This window comes from Rhodococcus sp. UYP9, assembly GCF_040547235.1.
In the GTDB taxonomy this organism is placed as follows: Bacteria; Actinomycetota; Actinomycetes; order Mycobacteriales; family Mycobacteriaceae; genus Rhodococcoides.
On the sequence record NZ_JBEPPH010000007.1, the window covers coordinates 186,759 to 205,597 of the forward strand.

The 18,839-nt window shown below is 61.5% G+C and carries 16 protein-coding genes; 11 read left to right on the forward strand and 5 right to left on the reverse strand.

Going from position 1 to position 18,839, the window contains the following annotated elements; translation table 11 throughout:
• Both ABIB36_RS19085 and ABIB36_RS19090 read right to left on the reverse strand, forming a co-directional pair.
• Positions 1 to 348 (reverse strand): molybdopterin oxidoreductase, encoded by a 348-nt coding sequence (locus tag ABIB36_RS19085; RefSeq protein WP_084348885.1) that lies wholly within the window; start codon positions 346 to 348, stop codon positions 1 to 3.
• A gap of 135 nt (positions 349 to 483) precedes the next feature.
• On the reverse strand, positions 484 to 1,398 hold the full coding sequence (locus ABIB36_RS19090; protein WP_354562562.1) for a PAC2 family protein: 915 nt from the start codon (positions 1,396 to 1,398) through the stop codon (positions 484 to 486).
• A 172-nt stretch (positions 1,399 to 1,570) separates the two neighbouring features.
• Here ABIB36_RS19090 and metH point away from each other — a divergent pair, with 172 nt between their 5' ends.
• From metH to hisG, 4 genes are read left to right on the forward strand one after another with little or no spacing between them, the layout of a single operon-like run.
• A complete protein-coding gene (gene metH, locus ABIB36_RS19095) occupies positions 1,571 to 5,140 on the forward strand; it encodes a methionine synthase (RefSeq protein WP_084348886.1) in 3,570 nt (1,189 codons plus the stop codon).
• On the forward strand, positions 5,133 to 5,831 hold the full coding sequence (locus ABIB36_RS19100; RefSeq protein ID WP_084348887.1) for an HAD family hydrolase: 699 nt from the start codon (positions 5,133 to 5,135) through the stop codon (positions 5,829 to 5,831). Before metH ends, ABIB36_RS19100 begins: the two co-directional genes overlap by 8 nt.
• The gene (locus ABIB36_RS19105) at positions 5,828 to 6,109 is read left to right on the forward strand and encodes a phosphoribosyl-ATP diphosphatase (protein WP_179142431.1); all 282 of its coding nucleotides are present in this window, start codon (positions 5,828 to 5,830) and stop codon (positions 6,107 to 6,109) included. The genes ABIB36_RS19100 and ABIB36_RS19105 overlap by 4 nt, the downstream gene beginning before the upstream one ends.
• Before the next feature lie 48 nt (positions 6,110 to 6,157).
• On the forward strand, positions 6,158 to 7,009 hold the full coding sequence (hisG, locus tag ABIB36_RS19110) for an ATP phosphoribosyltransferase (protein WP_084348888.1): 852 nt from the start codon (positions 6,158 to 6,160) through the stop codon (positions 7,007 to 7,009).
• A 17-nt stretch (positions 7,010 to 7,026) separates the two neighbouring features.
• Here the strand turns inward: hisG and ABIB36_RS19115 are convergent, their stop codons facing one another.
• Positions 7,027 to 7,914: a thioesterase family protein gene (locus tag ABIB36_RS19115; RefSeq protein ID WP_084348889.1), complete on the reverse strand. Its 888-nt coding sequence runs from the start codon at positions 7,912 to 7,914 to the stop codon at positions 7,027 to 7,029.
• Complete coding sequence (locus tag ABIB36_RS19120; RefSeq protein WP_084348890.1) at positions 7,911 to 8,783, reverse strand: RecB family exonuclease; 873 nt, start codon at positions 8,781 to 8,783, stop codon at positions 7,911 to 7,913. Before ABIB36_RS19120 ends, ABIB36_RS19115 begins: the two co-directional genes overlap by 4 nt.
• Before the next feature lie 151 nt (positions 8,784 to 8,934).
• Here ABIB36_RS19120 and ABIB36_RS19125 point away from each other — a divergent pair, with 151 nt between their 5' ends.
• The 6 genes from ABIB36_RS19125 to prcA all read left to right on the forward strand — a co-directional run bounded on the left by ABIB36_RS19125 (position 8,935) and on the right by prcA (position 15,884).
• Positions 8,935 to 9,912 carry a tRNA (adenine-N1)-methyltransferase gene (locus ABIB36_RS19125; RefSeq protein ID WP_256895940.1) on the forward strand — a complete coding sequence of 326 codons (978 nt, stop codon included), beginning with the start codon at positions 8,935 to 8,937 and terminating at the stop codon, positions 9,910 to 9,912.
• A gap of 383 nt (positions 9,913 to 10,295) precedes the next feature.
• Positions 10,296 to 12,068, forward strand: coding sequence for a proteasome ATPase (arc, locus tag ABIB36_RS19130; protein ID WP_084348891.1), 1,773 nt, complete (start codon positions 10,296 to 10,298; stop codon positions 12,066 to 12,068).
• A gap of 203 nt (positions 12,069 to 12,271) precedes the next feature.
• Positions 12,272 to 13,771 (forward strand): depupylase/deamidase Dop, encoded by a 1,500-nt coding sequence (gene dop, locus ABIB36_RS19135; protein ID WP_084348892.1) that lies wholly within the window; start codon positions 12,272 to 12,274, stop codon positions 13,769 to 13,771.
• A gap of 282 nt (positions 13,772 to 14,053) precedes the next feature.
• Complete coding sequence (locus ABIB36_RS19140) at positions 14,054 to 14,248, forward strand: ubiquitin-like protein Pup (protein ID WP_084348893.1); 195 nt, start codon at positions 14,054 to 14,056, stop codon at positions 14,246 to 14,248.
• Positions 14,245 to 15,132 (forward strand): proteasome subunit beta, encoded by an 888-nt coding sequence (prcB, locus tag ABIB36_RS19145; RefSeq protein WP_084348894.1) that lies wholly within the window; start codon positions 14,245 to 14,247, stop codon positions 15,130 to 15,132. Before ABIB36_RS19140 ends, prcB begins: the two co-directional genes overlap by 4 nt.
• Entirely contained in the window at positions 15,129 to 15,884 is a 756-nt protein-coding gene (prcA, locus tag ABIB36_RS19150; protein WP_084348895.1) for a proteasome subunit alpha, read from the forward strand. The genes prcB and prcA overlap by 4 nt, the downstream gene beginning before the upstream one ends.
• A 24-nt stretch (positions 15,885 to 15,908) precedes the next feature.
• On the opposite strand, the gene ABIB36_RS19155 is transcribed toward prcA, so the two are convergent.
• Positions 15,909 to 17,378 (reverse strand): bifunctional phosphatase PAP2/diacylglycerol kinase family protein, encoded by a 1,470-nt coding sequence (locus ABIB36_RS19155; protein WP_306294127.1) that lies wholly within the window; start codon positions 17,376 to 17,378, stop codon positions 15,909 to 15,911.
• A gap of 88 nt (positions 17,379 to 17,466) precedes the next feature.
• Between ABIB36_RS19155 and pafA the strand changes: the two genes are divergently transcribed.
• Positions 17,467 to 18,825: a Pup--protein ligase gene (gene pafA, locus ABIB36_RS19160; RefSeq protein ID WP_179142432.1), complete on the forward strand. Its 1,359-nt coding sequence runs from the start codon at positions 17,467 to 17,469 to the stop codon at positions 18,823 to 18,825.
• Positions 18,826 to 18,839: the final 14 nt, after the last annotated feature.

Genomic DNA, 18,839 nt, shown 5'->3' on the forward strand with positions numbered 1-18,839 from the left:
TCAGATCAGCACCAAACCGAAGTCGACGACGACTTCACCGGTCGTTCCTTCCGGCGCCGCGACGACGAGCTCGAGGACGGAATCCGGATCGACGTCCTCGACGACACGAAGCGCGATGTTGACCCCGCTCTTGGAGCCCATGGGGAACATTCGCATGGGCTGCCCATCCCTCAGCAAGGTCACGACCACCAGCTCTTCGCTCGAATTACCGCCACGGAAATACAGCGGTTGAGCGGTAGCTCCGGATGGAACGACGAACTTGGTCGACGGATCTATCGACTCGGGCTTGTTCAGCCCGTGCCCGGTGAACGGGAAGACGCCCTGGAGAAATCGCGGTGTGCTGGCCATGACGCCACGGTGCCGCGTCGGGGTTGCACTCCCGCTGCGTTGACGTTACGTAGGGGTCAGAAAGATCTCACGATGATCGTTCTGTCGCTGTGCGGTCGTGCTCGGGCCTGCAACTGCGCCCCGGACCGACTACCGCTAGAGCCCGAAGTTCCCGGGTCCGCGACGTCGGAGGTAACGCTCGAACTCGGCCGCGATGGCGTCGCCGTCGATCTTCGAGATCGCGTCACTGATGTCCACCTCGGCATCTCCGCGCTCTTCGAGCGTTCGAACGTATTCGCTGATTTCCTCGTCCTCCGCGGTCATCTCGTTGACGGCTTCTTCCCAGTCCTCGGCTTGGGAAGGGAGCTCACCGAGCGGAACTTCGATATCGAGTACGTCCTCGACGCGCTGGAGTAACGCCACGGTCGCCTTGGGGTTGGGTGGCTGCGAGACGTAGTGCGGCACGGCTGCCCAGAACGAGACGGCCGGAACGCCTGCCTTGACGCATTCGTCCTGTAGGACACCGGTGATGCCGGTCGGCCCCTCGTAACGAGTTTGCTCGAGGTTGAAACGTTCGGCGGCTTCGACGCTGTACGCACTTCCCGTCACCGGTACCGGTCGGGTGTGCGGGGTGTCTGCGAGCAGAGCGCCGAGGATGACCACGGTGTCCACGCCGAGTTGCTCGATGAACTCGAGCAGGTCGTCGCAAAAGCTCCGCCAGCGCATGTTGGGTTCGATACCGCGCAGCAACACGACGTCCCTGCTGCTGCCGGGGGGCGAGCACACCGACAAGCGCGTCGACGGCCACTGTATTTCTCTCGTGACACCCTCGACCTGTCGAATCGTCGGACGGTTCACCTGGTAGTCGTAGTAGTCCTCGGAGTCCAGCTCAGCCAACGGACTGGCATCCCAGATCAATTCCAGATGCTCGACGGCGCCACTCGCTGCGTCGCCCGCGTCGTTCCAGCCCTCGAATGCGGCCACCAGGATCGGATCGCGCAGCGTGGGAAGATCCGGCTCGACGTCCGAATTTTCGTCTTCGGGGACGGAAAACGATGTGGCATTGGACACAGCGTCGGAGACGGCTTCGAGCAGCGCTTCTGCAGCGTTGTCTGAATTGTCGCGTTCTGTGACGTTGTTGTCAGCTGGAATATTGCCGTCGCTGTTTCGGGGACTCACCACGACAGCCTACGACCAGCCCGGCCCGTCTTGGGTATCGCTGTGTGACCACTAGGCTGTAGCAATGCCTGCGCTACATAAGACCGGCCTGCTGGAAGCGATTCGTTCGCGCGTTGTCATCGGCGACGGTGCGATGGGGACTATGTTGCAGGACGCCGAATTGACGCTCGACGACTTCATCGGTCTCGAGGGCTGCAACGAAATTCTCAACGACACTCGTCCCGATGTACTTCGTGAGATCCACCGCGCCTACTTCGATGCGGGCGCAGACGCCGTCGAAACCAACACCTTCGGTTGCAACCTTCCGAACCTGGCGGACTACGACATCGAGGATCGGATCCGCGAGCTGGCGGAGAAGGGGACACGCCTCGCGCGCGAAACGGCCGACGAGATGGGCCCCGGCCGTGACGGGATGGACCGATTCGTGCTGGGCTCGATGGGCCCGGGTACCAAACTTCCCACGCTGGGTCACGCGCCGTTCGCGCGCCTACGTGACGCATACACCGAGGCCGCGCTCGGCATGATCGACGGCGGTGCCGATGCAATTCTCATCGAAACCTGCCAGGACCTGCTACAGGTCAAAGCGGCGATCATCGGAAGCCAACACGCGATGGACAAGCTGGGTGCGCGCATTCCGATCATTACGCACGTCACCGTCGAAACCACCGGCACCATGCTCGTCGGAAGTGAGATCGGCGCCGCGCTGACTGCGCTGGAGCCGCTCGGTATCGACATGATCGGGCTCAATTGCGCAACTGGACCCGCAGAGATGAGTGAGCATCTTCGGCATCTGTCGAAGCACTCGCGGTTGCCGGTGTCCGTCATGCCGAACGCCGGGCTGCCCACTCTGGGAGCCAGGGGAGCCGAATATCCACTGACCGCACCCGAGCTGGCGATCGCACTGAGCGGCTTCGTCTCCGAATACGGTCTGTCGCTGGTCGGCGGATGCTGCGGAACGACGCCCGAGCACATTCGTCAGGTCGCCGATCTCGTTCACGGCACCCGCCAGGCGGAGCGCACGCCCACCCCGGAACCCGGAGTTTCCTCACTCTATTCGGCTGTGTCCTTCGAACAGGATTCCAGCATCCTGGTGATCGGCGAGCGTACTAATTCCAACGGCTCCAGAGCTTTTCGCGACGCGATGCTCGCCGAGGACTACGAGAAGTGCCTCGACATCGCCAAGGACCAGACTCGCGACGGCGCACACATGCTCGACCTGAACGTCGACTACGTGGGCCGGGACGGGGCCGCTGATATGGCTGCACTCGCCAGTCGGCTGGCGACGGCATCCACGTTGCCGATCATGCTCGACTCGACCGAACCTGCCGTACTGAAAGCCGGATTGGAGCATCTCGGTGGCCGCAGCGCAGTCAACTCGGTCAACTACGAAGACGGAGCAGGCCCGGACTCGCGTTTTCAGAAGATCATGCGGCTCGTCAAGGAGCACGGCGCTGCTGTCGTCGCGTTGACCATCGATGAAGAAGGTCAGGCACGCACCGCCGAGTGGAAGGTCCGCGTCGCCGCACGCCTGATCGAGGACATCACCGGCAACTGGGGTCTGCGTCAGGAAGACATCATTGTCGACACCCTCACCTTCCCGATTTCCACGGGGCAGGAAGAAGTTCGACGCGATGGAATCGAAACGATCGAGGCCATCCGTCAGCTCAAGAAACTCTATCCCCGGGTTCACACCACGCTCGGATTATCGAACATCTCTTTCGGTTTGAATCCCGCTGCACGGCAGGTCCTCAACTCGGTGTTTCTGCACGAGTGCACCCAGGCAGGGTTGGACACGGCCATCGTGCACGCGTCGAAGATTTTGCCGATGAACAAGATCCCCGACGAGCATCGCGAGATCGCACTCGATCTGGTCTACGACCGTCGATCCGAGGGATACGACCCGCTGCAGAAGCTCATGCAGCTGTTCGAAGGGGTTTCGGCGGCGTCGGCGCGGGAATCTCGTGCCGAAGAACTTGGCCGATTGCCGCTGTTCGAGCGGCTCGAGCGGCGCATCGTCGACGGCGAACGCAACGGACTCGAAGCAGATCTGGATGCGGGGATGAAGGAAAAGCCGCCGCTGGAGATCATCAACGAAACGCTCCTGTCGGGCATGAAGACCGTGGGTGTGTTGTTCGGCTCCGGTCAGATGCAACTCCCGTTCGTGTTGGCGTCCGCTGAGGTGATGAAGGCCGCTGTCGCGTACCTCGAACCCCACATGGAAGCGTCGGACGACGACGGGAAGGGGCGGATCGTCCTCGGCACCGTCAAGGGCGACGTTCACGACATCGGCAAGAACCTCGTCGACATCATTCTCAGCAACAATGGGTACGAGGTCGTCAACCTTGGGATCAAACAGCCGATCGCGACTATTCTGGAAGCGGCGATCGACAAGCGTGCCGACGTCATCGGTATGTCGGGGCTGCTGGTCAAATCCACGGTTGTCATGAAGGACAACCTGATCGAGCTCAACAACAGGGGAGTCGCCGAGAAGTTTCCGGTGCTGCTCGGTGGCGCAGCCTTGACGCGCTCCTATGTCGAGAACGATCTGCAGGACGTCTACCAAGGTGACGTCCACTATGCCCGCGACGCGTTCGAGGGTCTGAGCCTGATGGATACCATCATGACGACCAAGCGTGGAGGTGGGCCGGCGCCGGACAGCCCGGAGGCGTTGGCGGCCAAGGCGAAAACCGAAGAGCGCAAGGCCCGCCACGAACGTTCACGTCGAATTGCCGAGCAGCGCAAGGCGAACGAGGTTCCTATCGTGGTGCCGGAGCGTTCGGACGTCGCGACGGATATCGAGACTCCGACTCCGCCGTTCTGGGGGACTCGCATCGTCAAGGGCGTGTCGTTGTCCGACTACTCCGAACTCCTCGACGAGCGTGCACTCTTTCTCGGCCAGTGGGGTTTGCGTGGTGCACGCAAGGGCGAAGGAGCAACGTACGAGGACCTCGTCGAGTCGGAAGGCAAACCGCGACTGCGGTATTGGCTGGATCGGCTCAGCACCGACGGCATTCTCGCGCATGCCGCTCTCGTCTATGGATACTTCCCGGCGGTCTCGGAAGGTGACGACGTCGTCGTACTGACCGAGCCGCGCGTCGATGCGCCCGAACGATTCCGGTTCACCTTCCCACGTCAGAATCGCGATCGATTCCTGTGCATCGCCGACTTCATTCGGTCGCGGGAAGACGCCACGAAATCTGGTCAGGTGGATGTCCTTCCGATGAATCTGGTCACGATGGGGCAGCCGATCGCGGATTTCGCCAACGAACTGTTCGCTGCGGACTCCTACCGTGACTACCTCGAAGTGCATGGCATCGGTGTGCAGCTGACCGAGGCACTCGCCGAGTATTGGCATCGCCGCGTCCGTGAAGAACTGAAGCTTTCCAGTGGCGCGAGTGTTGCGGCCGAGGACCCGACCGAGGCCGAGGGGTATTTCAAGCTCGAATACCGTGGTGCGCGTTACTCGTTCGGCTACGGTGCGTGCCCGGACCTCGAGGATCGTATCAAGTTGGCTGCACTTCTCGAACCCGAACGGATCGGCGTCAAGCTGTCGGAAGAACTACAACTGCATCCAGAGCAGTCCACGGACGCATTCGTTCTTCATCACCCGGAGGCCAAGTATTTCAATGTCTGACTCTTCTGACCGCCGTCTGCGGGCTGTGCTGTGGGACATGGACGGAACTTTGCTCGATTCCGAGAAGATCTGGGACGTCGCGGTCGAGGAACTGTCCCTCGAACTCGGGCGTGAACTGACGCCGGAGGTCCGCGAGAGCACACTCGGAAATTCGATGCAGGACGCCCTTCGCACAGTGTTCGCCCACACCGGTACCGAGGTGACCGACCAGTCGCTGGCCACCGCAAGGAACTGGCTCACCGACCGTGTCGCTGTATTGTTCGCCGAGGGAATCTCGTGGCGCCCCGGTGCCAAGGACGCTCTTGCGCTGGTCCGCGATCTCGGTCTCGGGTCTGCTCTGGTGACCAACACCGAGCGGGGTCTGGTCGAGTACGCATTGGACACCGTCGGCCGTGACTACTTCGACGCCACGGTGAGCGGCGACGAAGTCGAGGCCGGCAAACCGCATCCTGCGCCCTATCTCCGCGGGGCATCGTTGCTCGGTGTCGCTCCGGAGGACTGTCTCGCTGTCGAGGACTCACCGACCGGATCGTTGTCCGCTCATCGCGCAGGTTGTTCCGTGCTTTATGTGCCCTCCGAACTCGCAGTAACCCCTCGTGCGGGCTATGTCGTACGCAGCTCGCTCGTCGGGCTCACCGCCGACGAACTCTCGTCGGCGTGGTGCGATGCGCGTTCCACTACTTCGTCATGAAAGAATCACAACCCGTGAAGACCTTCGAATCCCTGTTCGCCGAGCTCACCGATCGCGCCGCGACACGTCCTGAGGGTTCCGGCACCGTCGCTGCGTTGGATGCAGGCGTGCATGCGCAAGGAAAGAAGATCCTCGAAGAAGCAGGCGAAGTGTGGATCGCCGCAGAACACGAGAGCGACGAAGCGCTCGCCGAGGAGATCTCTCAGCTTCTGTATTGGGTTCAGGTGTTGATGGTGGGTAAGGGCCTCGAACTCGAAGATGTCTACCGACATCTGTGAGCTCCGCCCCGACGAATCCCGACCGACACCCCCGAACAGGAAAACTCCATGTTGCGTGTAGCAGTTCCCAACAAAGGCTCGCTCTCCGAATCTGCCGCTGAGATTCTGTCGGAGGCCGGCTATCGGCGCCGGACCGACGCTCGTGATCTCACGGTCCTCGATCCAGCCAACCAGGTCGAGTTCTTTTTTCTGCGCCCGAAAGATATCGCTATCTACGTCGGCTCCGGCGAACTCGACCTTGGCATCACCGGCCGCGATCTCGCTCTCGATTCAGGTGCACCCGTCGATGAGCGTTTGGCCCTCGGTTTCGGGCGATCCAGCTTCAGATACGCTGCGCCGGCAGGAAAAGAGTGGACTGCGGAAAGCCTCGACGGACTCCGAATCGCAACCTCGTACCCGAATCTCGTACGTGCAGACCTTGCTCGTCGCGGACTGACGGCAGAGGTCATTCGACTCGACGGCGCCGTCGAGATCTCCATCCAGCTCGGTGTCGCCGACGCCATCGCCGACGTCGTGGGCTCCGGTCGCACCTTGCGGCAACACAATCTGGTCGCGTTCGGTGAGTCCCTGTGCGATTCGGAAGGTGTGCTGATTTCGCGGGCAGGTAGCGAGGACACCGACAAGGTTCGCAAGCAGTTGATCGCTCGCGTGCAGGGTGTCGTGTTCGCTCAGCAATACCTCATGCTCGATTACGACTGCCCGAAGTCCATCCTCGACGAAGCCGTGAAAATCACGCCTGGCATCGAATCCCCGACGCTTTCGCCGATGGTCGACGACAACTGGGTAGCCGTGCGGGCAATGGTGTCTCGCAAGGTGCACAACAGCGTCATGGACGAGCTGGCGGACCTGGGAGCCAAAGCTATTCTCGCTTCGGACATCAGGTCCTGCCGCGCCTTCTGACCGGTCGGCTCTCGTCCCTACGGGCGCGGTCTGACCAGCACTGTCTGTGCGATACGTCCGATCGGCCCTCGTTCGTCGTGCAGCACACCCGCAGACATTGCGAACCCATCTGGTCCGGTGGACGTCTCGGCCGAAATCCCGACCCAATCACCCTCCGGTACGCGGAAGATGTGGACGGTGAGATCGGTATTGAGGAAGGTCCACCGGTTCAGGTCGAGTTTGGCACCGATACCGTTTGCGATATCGGCAATCGAGAACAGTCTTTCGAGGGGCGTCATCTCTTCGCCCAATACCAAAGCCGGTGTAGGCCTTGCCCATACCTGCCCCGGTCCGTTACCGCCCAGTTCGGTGAGCGCGAAGATCTCGATATTGTCGAGATACCCGGACTTCCACATTCCTCCCCAGTTGTGACTTGTCCCCTCCGACAGGGGTTTCAAGGACGCGTCGGCTTGGTGGGACTCGCTCGAGGTGTCGACGGTGGTCATGCGCCACGCTGTGCCCCGGGCAACCGCGCGTTCGACACCCTCGCGGACGACACCGTTCTGATCGACACGGTCAGGAGACCGAGCCCATAATTCGGCGACGACAAGTTCGATGTTCGCGCCCGGTCGATCGACCCAGGAACGAACCTCGATGTCCGAGATGGGCACCGGGCCGAGCAATTCGACGACGACCCGGCTCACGCGTACGTCCTCGCGCGGTGAGACGCGCTCGAGAGCGCGAACGAGCAAGGCTGACGGGGGTGCGCCGTGCTGCATGGTCGGTGCCCACAAGCTCACCGTACGACGAGTCGTGGAGAACACCTCGTTGCCTCGGGCATTGAGACCGAGGGGCACGAAGAATGCCTCCGGCTCGGTCTCGGTAGCGGGGGTCTCGGAGTTCGGGGTGTGCTCGCTCGAGGTCACAGGCTCATCTCCGACACGAGCAAGTTCCGGTCCTGAAGTTCGTCAGGCCACCCTGGATAGACCGGGGGAGTACCACCGAACTCTGGACACAGGGCCTGGTGATCGCACCACCCGCACAGTTTGGTTTTTTTCGGTCGAAAGTCGCCGGACTGCCCTGCCTCGAGAATTGCTTTCCATATCGCCGACAGCATCCGTTCGAACCGAATCAATTCTTCCTCGTCGGGTGTGTAGGTCAGCGACTTCTTGTCGCCCAGGTACATCAATTTGAGCTGGGAGGGTACTACGCTGCGCATACGCATGATCACCAGTGCGTAGAACTTCATCTGGAAGAGGGCCTTGGCCTCGGTGAACTCACGAGGAGACTTACCGGTCTTGTAGTCGACGACGCGGATCATGCCATTGGGTGCAACATCGATTCGATCGATGAATCCGCGAAGAGGAGTGCCGTCGGACAGTTCGATCTCCACTCGTTGTTCGCAGGACTCCGGATCGAATCTGGTCGGATCTTCCATCTCGTAGTACCCGGCCACCAGCGTCCGCGCTTGGTCGAGGAGTGCCTCGCGATCTTTACCCTCGAACAGTGCGTCGAGTTCCGGTGATTCTTCGAGCACCCGATCCCACGCGGGGGACACCAACTCGACCGCAGCGACGGAATCCCTTGTTTCGGTGGGCATTGCGTACAGCGCTTCGAGTGCAGCGTGAACGACGGTTCCTTTGACTTGAGCTGTGGTGGACTTCTCGGGAAGACGATCCACTGCTCGAAATCGGTAGAGCAAAGGACACTGTTTGAAGTCGTTCGCGCGGGAGGGCGACAGTGCGGGCCTACTCCGACGCGGACGTGGCTGCGCCGGCAATTCCAAAATACTCACATAGGGCAGGGTAAGCCCCTGCCCCGACAGAATCGGGGAAGGCCGTAGTCTGGGCGGTCGAGTCGCTTCCGAATTCTCGGATCGGCGGCCGCCTTCCCATGCAGATTTACGCGCGGGCGGATGGTTGAGGTGCAAGTACTAGAAAGTGGGAATGGCTGTGTCTTCGGACGAGAGCGTGTCTTCGGGCGAAATCGAATCATCCGAGGAGGCTTTCGCATCCGACCCAGCTCCTGTATCCGACCCAGCTCCCGCACACGATGCAGCTCCTGAGCCCACCGAGAATGCCGGACCCGCCAGGAGCGGACCGTTCCGCACCGGCGACAGAGTCCAGCTGACCGACGGCAAGGGCAGGCACTACACGGTGGTACTCGAGCCCGGCAAGGAGTTCCATACTCACCGCGGCGGAATCACCCACGACAAGCTCCTCGGTGCCGACGAGGGCAGCGTAGTCACGTCCGTGAACGGCACGCCATACCTGGCGCTGCGCCCGCTGTTGACCGACTACGTCCTATCGATGCCGCGCGGCGCACAGGTCATCTACCCCAAGGATGCTGCGCAGATCGTCCACGAGGGCGATGTGTTTCCCGGTGCACGCGTGTTGGAGGCAGGAGCGGGTTCCGGCGCACTGACGTGTTCGCTGCTTCGGGCGGTCGGATCGGAGGGCACCGTCATCTCGTACGAGATCAGGCAGGACCACGCCGACTATGCCGTGAAGAACGTCGAAACTTTCTTCGGTGAGCGGCCGTCGAACTGGGATTTGACGGTGGCAGACATCGATCAATTCGCCGCGGATCATCCAGGTGAGACGGTGGACCGCGCGATTCTCGACATGCTCGCGCCGTGGGATGCCCTGCCGGCCGTCGCGGATGCGATCGTCCCTGGCGGGGTGTTGATCGTCTACGTCGCGACGGTAACGCAGCTCTCACGCGTCGTCGAAGCTCTGCGCGGCCAAGAATGCTGGACCGAACCGAAGTCGTGGGAGTCCATCGTCCGCGGTTGGCACGTTGTGGGATTGGCTGTGCGGCCCGAGCATCGTATGCAGGGGCACACCGCATTCTTGATCAGTGCTCGCAAACTGGCAGCCGGGACCGTTACCCCGAAGCCGCAGCGTCGATCCGGGAAGGGCTGACGGCTCTCGGTGAAGGCTCCTGGCCCAATGCCAGGTCGAAGTTGCGTGACTGTCGGCGCCGCACGCGCTGGATGCTGTTGTCGGGTGTCTCGACGGTGGAGTCCGAACTGTGATCAGCGTGATCGGAACCTTCGTTGTCGCTGAACCGGCAACGGCCATCCCTGTTGTGCGGGTGCAATCAGCACCGCGAAACCTCGCATCGGCACTGGTGGAGCCTCTTTCTGGCGGGGCTCTCGGGTCACGAGGTCAGGCGAGGCTAACATGGCTTTACGTAGTCTTCGATGGCTCCATTCGTCACCCGGCCGACAACACTCGAACGCGTCCACACGCGCTTTGGTCGCTGTGCCGGTAGCGTTGAAAGATCGGACTGGGAGGAGTCGCTCATGAGCTCAACAGACAATCCAGAATCGGCTGCGGCACGGGCGGAACTCGACGAGCTACGTACCGAGGCTGCGGCATTACGGCGACAACTCGGTCAACTCGGGGAATCACCGGAGCGTGTCCGCGAACTCGAGACCCGTATCGACTCGCTGTCGCTACGAAACTCGAAATTGATGGACACCCTCAAGGAGGCGCGTCAGCAACTCATCGCGCTGCGCGAAGAAGTCGATCGGCTCGGACAACCCCCCAGCGGTTACGGCATCTTGATGGCAGTGCACGAGGACGACACGGTGGACGTGTTCACTTCCGGTCGCAAAATGCGGCTGACGTGTTCGCCCAACGTCGAGGCAGTCTTACTCGCACCCGGCCAGACGGTGAGGTTGAACGAGGCACTGACGATCGTCGAGGCGGGATCGTTCGAGCAAGTCGGGGAGATTTGTTCGCTCCGAGAGTTGCTCGGTGACGGCAGCCGCGCTCTGGTCGTGGGTCACGCGGACGAAGAGCGAGTCGTGTGGCTCGCAAAGCCGCTGTTCGACATGGTCAACGACACCCTTCCCCAAGATCCGGACGAGCCGTCCCGCAAACTGCGGCCCGGCGATTCGCTCCTGGTCGATACCAAAGCCGGGTACGCGTTCGAGCGTGTACCCAAGGCCGAGGTCGAGGATTTGGTGCTCGAAGAAGTGCCGGACGTCGGATACGAGGATATCGGTGGTCTCGGCCGCCAGATCGAGCAGATCCGCGACGCGGTGGAGCTTCCGTTCCTTCACAAGGATCTGTTCCGCGAGTACTCCCTGCGGCCACCCAAGGGAGTACTGCTCTACGGCCCACCCGGCTGCGGTAAAACTCTGATCGCCAAGGCCGTCGCGAACTCGCTCGCGAAGAAGATTGCCGAATCTCGCGGCCAGGATGCCAAGGAAGCAAAATCGTTCTTCCTGAACATCAAGGGTCCCGAACTGCTGAACAAGTTCGTCGGTGAAACCGAGCGTCATATCCGGATGATCTTCCAGCGTGCCCGTGAAAAGGCTTCGGAGGGTACGCCCGTCATCGTGTTCTTCGACGAGATGGATTCCATCTTCCGTACCCGCGGCTCTGGGGTGTCCTCGGATGTCGAGACAACGGTCGTCCCACAGCTTCTCGCCGAGATCGACGGCGTCGAGGGACTCGAGAACGTCATCGTCATCGGTGCGTCCAACCGTGAAGACATGATCGATCCAGCAATTCTTCGTCCCGGCCGTCTCGATGTGAAGATCAAGATCGAGCGCCCCGACGCCGAGTCGGCTCAGGACATCTTCTCGAAGTACCTGACCGATTCACTCCCGGTCAATGCCGATGACCTCGCAGAATTCGGCGGAGATCGGACTGCCTGCATTCGGGCGATGATCGAACGTGTGGTGGACCGCATGTACGCGGAAAGCGACGACAATCGGTTCCTCGAAGTGACCTACGCCAATGGAGACAAAGAAGTCCTGTACTTCAAGGATTTCAACTCCGGTGCCATGATCCAGAACATCGTCGACCGTGCGAAGAAGTACGCGATCAAGTCTGTTCTCGAGTCGGGGACCCCCGGACTTCGCGTTCAGCATCTCTTCGACTCGATCGTCGACGAGTTCGCCGAGAACGAGGACTTGCCCAACACCACCAACCCGGACGACTGGGCTCGAATCTCGGGGAAGAAAGGCGAGCGCATCGTCTACATTCGCACCCTGGTCACCGGCAAGAACGCAAGTGCTTCCCGCGCAATCGACACCGAATCGAACACGGGGCAGTACCTGTAGCAACCGAGTTTCTCGAAAGCAAGATCGTCAATCAGAACTGCTCGACGCACACGCCGCTCGTTCGGTAGGTGCGTCGAGCAGTTCTGATTACGCGAGGAAACGGCACTTCGCCCTCGGTGCTACGACGCAATGATGCGACGGTATCGATCCGGACCGGCCTGGTCGTTCGATTGTAGATCCGGCCATCACCTAGGCTCGGATGTATGGAGCGCATCATTGGCATCGAGGTCGAGTACGGAATCTCCTCCCCAACCGATCCAACGGCCAACCCGATTCTCACGTCCACTCAGGCAGTGCTGGCCTATGCAGCCGCGGCCGGAGTGCCTCGGGCGAAGCGAACCCGCTGGGACTACGAGGTCGAGTCACCCCTGCGTGACGCTCGTGGGTTCGATCTCGGTCGTTTCAGCGGACCCGCACCGATCATCGATGCCGACGAGATCGGCGCCGCCAACATGATTCTCACCAACGGTGCACGGCTGTACGTCGACCACGCACATCCGGAATACTCGGCACCAGAAGTACGCGATCCGCTCGATGCAGTCATCTGGGACAAGGCAGGCGAGAGGGTGATGGAGGCCGCGGCACGGCATGCCTCCAGCGTGCCCGGTGCCCCGCGACTCCAGCTGTACAAGAACAACGTCGACGGCAAAGGCGCCTCGTACGGAACTCACGAGAACTACCTCATGTCCCGCGCGACACCTTTCTCGGCTGTCATAGCCGGTCTGTCTCCGTTCTTCGCATCCCGTCAGGTCTTCACCGGGTCGGGCCGGGTAGGAATAGGTCAATCCGGTGACGAAGCAGGCTTCCAGCTCTCGCAGCGCGCCGACTACATCGAGGTAGAAGTCGGCCTCGAAACGACACTCAAGCGCGGAATCATCAATACCCGGGACGAACCGCATGCAGATGCAGACAAGTATCGGAGACTTCACTGCATCATCGGCGACGCCAATCTTGCCGAGATGGCGACCTATTTGAAGGTCGGAACGACAGCGCTCGTCCTCGACATCATCGAGGCAGGCGTCGACCTCTCGGATCTTCAGCTGGCGCGTCCCGTCACCGCAGTTCATCAGATCAGCCACGACCCGACATTGCGGCAGACCGTCGCACTTACAGACGGTCGAGAACTGACTGCCTTGGCACTGCAGCGGATCTACCATCAACGCGTCGCCAAGTTCGTAGCCGGAGAAGGCAACGACGACCCACGGGTTGCGGACATCCTCGAGAAATGGGCGATGGTCCTCGACCTACTCGAACGCGACCCGATGGAATGCTCGGATCTGCTCGACTGGCCGGCGAAACTCCGCCTGCTCGAGGGGTTTCGGCAGCGCGAAGGCCTCGGATGGTCAGCGCCGCGACTGCATCTCGTGGATCTGCAGTACTCGGATGTGCGGCTCGACAAGGGTCTCTACAACCGACTCGTGGCGCGCGGATCCATGCAGCGTCTCGTCACCGAACAGCAGATCCTCGACGCAGTGACCAACCCGCCGACCGACACCAGGGCCTATTTCCGCGGAGAGGTCCTCCGCAAATTCGGGGCCGACATCGCAGCCGCAAGCTGGGACTCGGTGATCTTCGACCTCGGTGGCGATTCCTTGGTACGAATACCGACCCTGGAACCGCTGCGGGGCAGCAAAGCGCATGTAGGGGCACTCCTCGAGTCCGCCGACACCGCCGCAGAGCTCGTCGAACAACTCACCACCTGATCCACCCAGCTCTCACTCCTGTTCATCTCGGTCACTCCGCGGGCTCCGCTCCTGCCTGACCTGGGTCACTCCGTGGGCTCCGCTCCTGCCTGACCTGGGTCACTCCGCGGGCTCCGCTCCTGCCTGACGTCGGTCACTCCGCGGGCTCCGCTCCTGCCTGACGTCGGTCACTCCGCGGGCTCCGCTCCTGCCTGATCTGGTGTCTTGCCACCCGTCTCAGCGCCGAATCGGTAGGGTGAAGGTCCGAGCAGGTACTGCGAATACGTAAGGAGGTCGGCGACTATGGCTCGAGAGCAGACACGACGCTCTGGCGGTGGCGACGGCGACGACGAGGTCCCCGGTGAGGCCGGCGGTGGTCAGGAACGGCGCGAGAAGCTGGCAGAGGAAACCGACGACCTACTCGACGAGATCGACGACGTGCTCGAGGAAAACGCCGAAGACTTCGTACGTGCTTACGTTCAGAAGGGCGGCCAGTGAGGTTGGACCGGACGGCGTCTGTGCTCGATGATCTGCTGCCGACATTCGGCTCGCATCATTCTTCGTTCACCGACCACCTACGTGATCATGCGCCGCACCTGCTTCCGGGAAATCGATTTTCGCCGGAAGCAGGTGCGGATCCACGCGGAAGTGCAGGCGATTTCGTGACGATGTCGGATCTGGCGCCCCACGGTACGACCATCGTCGCGGTCACCTTCGCCGGTGGCGTTCTCATCGCCGGCGATCGTCGTGCGACTCAGGGCAATCTCATTGCCAACCGAGACATGCAGAAAGTCTTCGTCACCGACGAATACTCGGCGGCGGGCATTGCCGGGACTGCAGGCATCGCAATCGAACTCGTGCGTCTGTTCACCGTCGAACTCGAACATTACGAGAAGATCGAGGGCGTTCCGCTAACGTTCAACGGTAAGGCGAGCAAGCTGTCTTCGATGGTCCGTAGCAACCTGGGTGCCGCAATGCAGGGCCTGGCAGCAGTGCCCCTGCTGGTCGGATTCGACGTCGACGCAGCCGATCCCGAGGTTGCTGGTCGCATCGTCTCATACGACGTGGTCGGCGGCAGGTACGAAGAGCGATCCGGTTATCACTCGGTGGGTTCGGGATCGCTGTTCGCGAAATCGGCACTGAAGAAGCTGATTTCACCGGGCATGGACGAGGAAGCCGCGCTGCGTGCAGCCGTGGAGTCCCTCTTCGACGCAGCAGATGACGACTCCGCGACTGGTGGACCGGATGTGACACGTGGCATCTATCCGACCGCTGTCACCATCACGAGTGTCGGTGCGGTCGACGTTGCCGAATCACGAATTACCGATGCCGCTCGGGCAGTGATAGCCGAACGCGCTCAGGACGGGGGGCTTTCGTCATGACGATGCCGTATTACGCATCAGCCGAGCAGATCATGCGCGATCGCTCGGAGCTGGCACGCAAAGGCATCGCACGAGGTCGAAGTGTCATCGTCTTGACCTTCGCCGAGGGTGTGTTGTTCGTCGCCGAGAACCGCTCTTCGGCACTCCACAAGGTCAGCGAACTCTACGACCGACTCGGTTTCGCAGCCGTAGGCAAGTACAACGAGTTCGAAAACCTCCGCAAGGCTGGGATTCTGCACGCCGATACCAAGGGCTACACCTACGACCGGCGTGATGTCACCGGACGTTCTCTCGCCAAAACCTACGCCCAGGCGCTCGGTACGATCTTCACCGAGCAACTCAAGCCGTACGAGGTGGAGATCTGTGTTGCCGAGGTAGGTCACTCCGATGAGCCGTCGTCGACGCAGCTGTACCGAATCACCTACGACGGTTCGATCGTCGACGAGAAGGAGTTCGTCGTCATGGGCGGCACTACCGAACCGATAGTCACCGCGCTTCGGACGTCCTACCGGCGGGGGCTCGACCTCAGCGCTGCGGTGAATATCGCAGTCGACGCACTTGCTCAGGGCACGGTGTCGACGACTACGACCGGAGTCGACTCCGAGAAGAAAGTTCTCGAAGTCAGTTCCCTCGAAGTCGCCGTTCTCGACCAAGCTCGCCCCCGGCGTGCGTTTCGACGCATAGCGGGCCCGGCGTTGCAGGAAATGTTGCCCAATCTCGCATCGACTTCCGAGTCCTCGACGGCTGATTGAGTTGTTGCGGGCCGGCCTCGTGCGCTACCTGTCGCGGTAGAGTACGAGGCCATTGTCGTCGGTGGAGAACGTGAATTCACTACCGTCAGCGGTTACTTCGCCGTCGGTCGCGAGTGCAACCTCCGAGCCGGTGACCTTCACACTCAACGTTCTAGTAACGGAATGCACATAGGTTGCCGAAGTTCCGAGCGTGCCGGTCAACGCTGCGATCAGCAGTCTCGTGCGCGACAGAAACGGCTTCGATGGAAGATACCGAACATCGAGCGTGCCAGAACCGATGGAGCGTCGAGACATCGGAACCTGATCACTGGGGTGGTACTGGCCGTTGCCGACGAACAGCATCCACACCGATTTCGGCTGGCCGTCGAGGGAAATCTTCAAGGGTGCCGCCGCTGCCAGAACACGGATCATCGCTACCGCCGCTGCCGGCCATTTACCGATCTTGCCTTCCAAGCGTTCTCGAAGTCGTACGGAATCCGGATACCCGCCGAACGTTGCCGTATTGACGAAATGAACAGACCGAGAACCGTCGACGATCACCGATGCGAGATCGACCCGCGATGCGTATCCACTCTCGATGGCATGCACTGTCGCTTCGACGCTGGCGACCCCGGCGTCTCTGGCAAAATGGTTGAGCGTTCCTCCAGGGAACACTGCAAGCGGGAGTCCGTGTGCAACAGCTGATTCCGCCACACTGACGATCGTGCCGTCACCTCCGCACACTCCCAGCGCTCGCGGTCTGCCTTCGCTGATGCGTTTCTCGAGTTGTTCGTTGAAATCGGTGTCGACATCCGGGGCGAATTGTTCGGCCTCGGGGAGCAGTTCGCTGATTACGGCCGACATGTCGTCGTTCGTCCCGGAACCCGGATTGGTGAGGATGAGTAGTCCTCTTCCCTTCGGCAACGCGGGTGCTTCGATGGAAGTGCCGAGCTCTGCTGCTTCCTCTGTGCGAACCGCCCACCACCTCCTGGTCGACAGGGCGATACCCGCACCCAGAGCAGCGCCTGCGACGACGTCGGATGGCCAATGGACGCCCGTGTGCACCCTTGAATAGCAGACTGCGGCTGCGAGCGGAGCCACAAGCGCTCCTGCGAGCGGTGATTCGAGGGAAACCCCGACAACGAATGCTGCCGCCGACGCGGAGTGTCCGGACGGGAATGAGGAAGACTCGGGTGGAGACAGCAGGCGCCGGACGAGTGGAGTCCGCTCGAACCCTGGCCTGGTACGCGGTAGGAGTGGCTTGAGAACGCCGTTTGCGACTGCACTTGCGCCGGCGACGGCAAGAAGTCCGCGAACAGCGCCACGACGCGTCGGGCCGGGGCGGGCAGCGAGCAGTCCTGCCGAGGCTGCCCACAGAAGACTGTGATTCGCGGCCGTACTGAGTTCGCGCAACAGTGGATCGGCAGCGGACGCGCGGCTCACAGCAATGCGATCGAACACTCTTACGTCCCAGGTATGGATCAGGTCGGGTAGTCGCGATGGCCTGTGCTTCACAGTTCAAGCCTATGCGGAGCGAGGTGACACGACAGAAGTCGGGACGTTCGGACCCCAGGTGGGTGCTGGGTCGTTGTACTGTCGAAGTGTGCAACGACGAATTATGGGCATCGAGACCGAGTTCGGTGTGACATGTACATTTCACGGGCACAGGCGGCTGAGTCCCGACGAGGTGGCCCGCTACCTGTTTCGCCGAGTCGTGTCCTGGGGCCGTAGCTCCAACGTTTTTCTTCGTAACGGTGCGCGGTTGTACCTCGACGTAGGTTCGCATCCGGAGTACGCGACGGCCGAGTGCGACAGCCTTCTGCAGCTCGTCACGCACGACCGAGCCGGTGAGCGCGTGCTCGAAGACCTGCTGATCGATGCGGAACAGCGTCTCGCCGAAGAAGGTATCGGCGGCGATATCTACCTGTTCAAGAACAACACCGATTCGGCCGGTAACTCCTACGGCTGCCACGAGAACTTTCTGGTGGCACGCGCAGGGGAGTTCTCCCGAATCTCCGACGTCTTGCTGCCTTTCCTGGTGACTCGCCAATTGATCTGTGGGGCCGGCAAGGTTTTGCAGACCCCCAAAGCTGCGACGTTCTGCCTCTCTCAGCGGGCCGAACACATCTGGGAAGGTGTGTCCTCCGCGACTACGCGCTCTCGACCGATCATCAACACCCGAGACGAACCACACGCCGATGCCGAGAAGTACCGGCGTCTGCATGTCATCGTCGGTGACTCGAACATGTCCGAGTCGAGCACCATGCTCAAGGTCGGTACCGCTGCGCTCGTTCTGGAAATGATCGAGGCCGGCGTCTCCTTCCGAGACTTCGCTCTGGACAACCCGATTCGGGCGATTCGCGAGGTAAGCCACGATCTGACCGGCAGGAAGCCTGTCCGCCTGGCCGGTGGCCGTCAGGCCAGTGCACTGGAGATCCAGCGTGAGTACCACGCGCGAGCCGTCGAACACCTGAAGTCCCGAGAACCCGATCCACAGGTGGAGCAAGTGGTCGATCTGTGGGGCCGCACTCTCGACGCCGTGGAAGCGCAGGACTTTGCGAAGGTCGATACCGAGATCGACTGGGTGATCAAGCGCAAGCTGTTCCAGCGTTACCAGGATCGCTACTCGATGGAGCTGTCGGATCCGAAGATCGCTCAGCTCGACTTGGCGTATCACGACATCAAGCGCGGTCGCGGGGTGTTCGACGTTCTTCAACGCAAAGGCTTGGTCAAACGCATCACCGAAGACGAACAAATCGACGAGGCGGTCAATGTGCCACCGCAAACGACTCGCGCGAAGCTACGAGGCGAATTCATCACCGCCGCGCAGGAAGCAGGACGCGACTTCACCGTGGACTGGGTACATCTCAAGCTGAACGACCAGGCACAGCGCACCGTGCTGTGCAAGGATCCGTTCCGTTCGGTCGACGAACGCGTGGAGCGTCTGATCGCTTCGATGTAGCGGGTCACGCATCG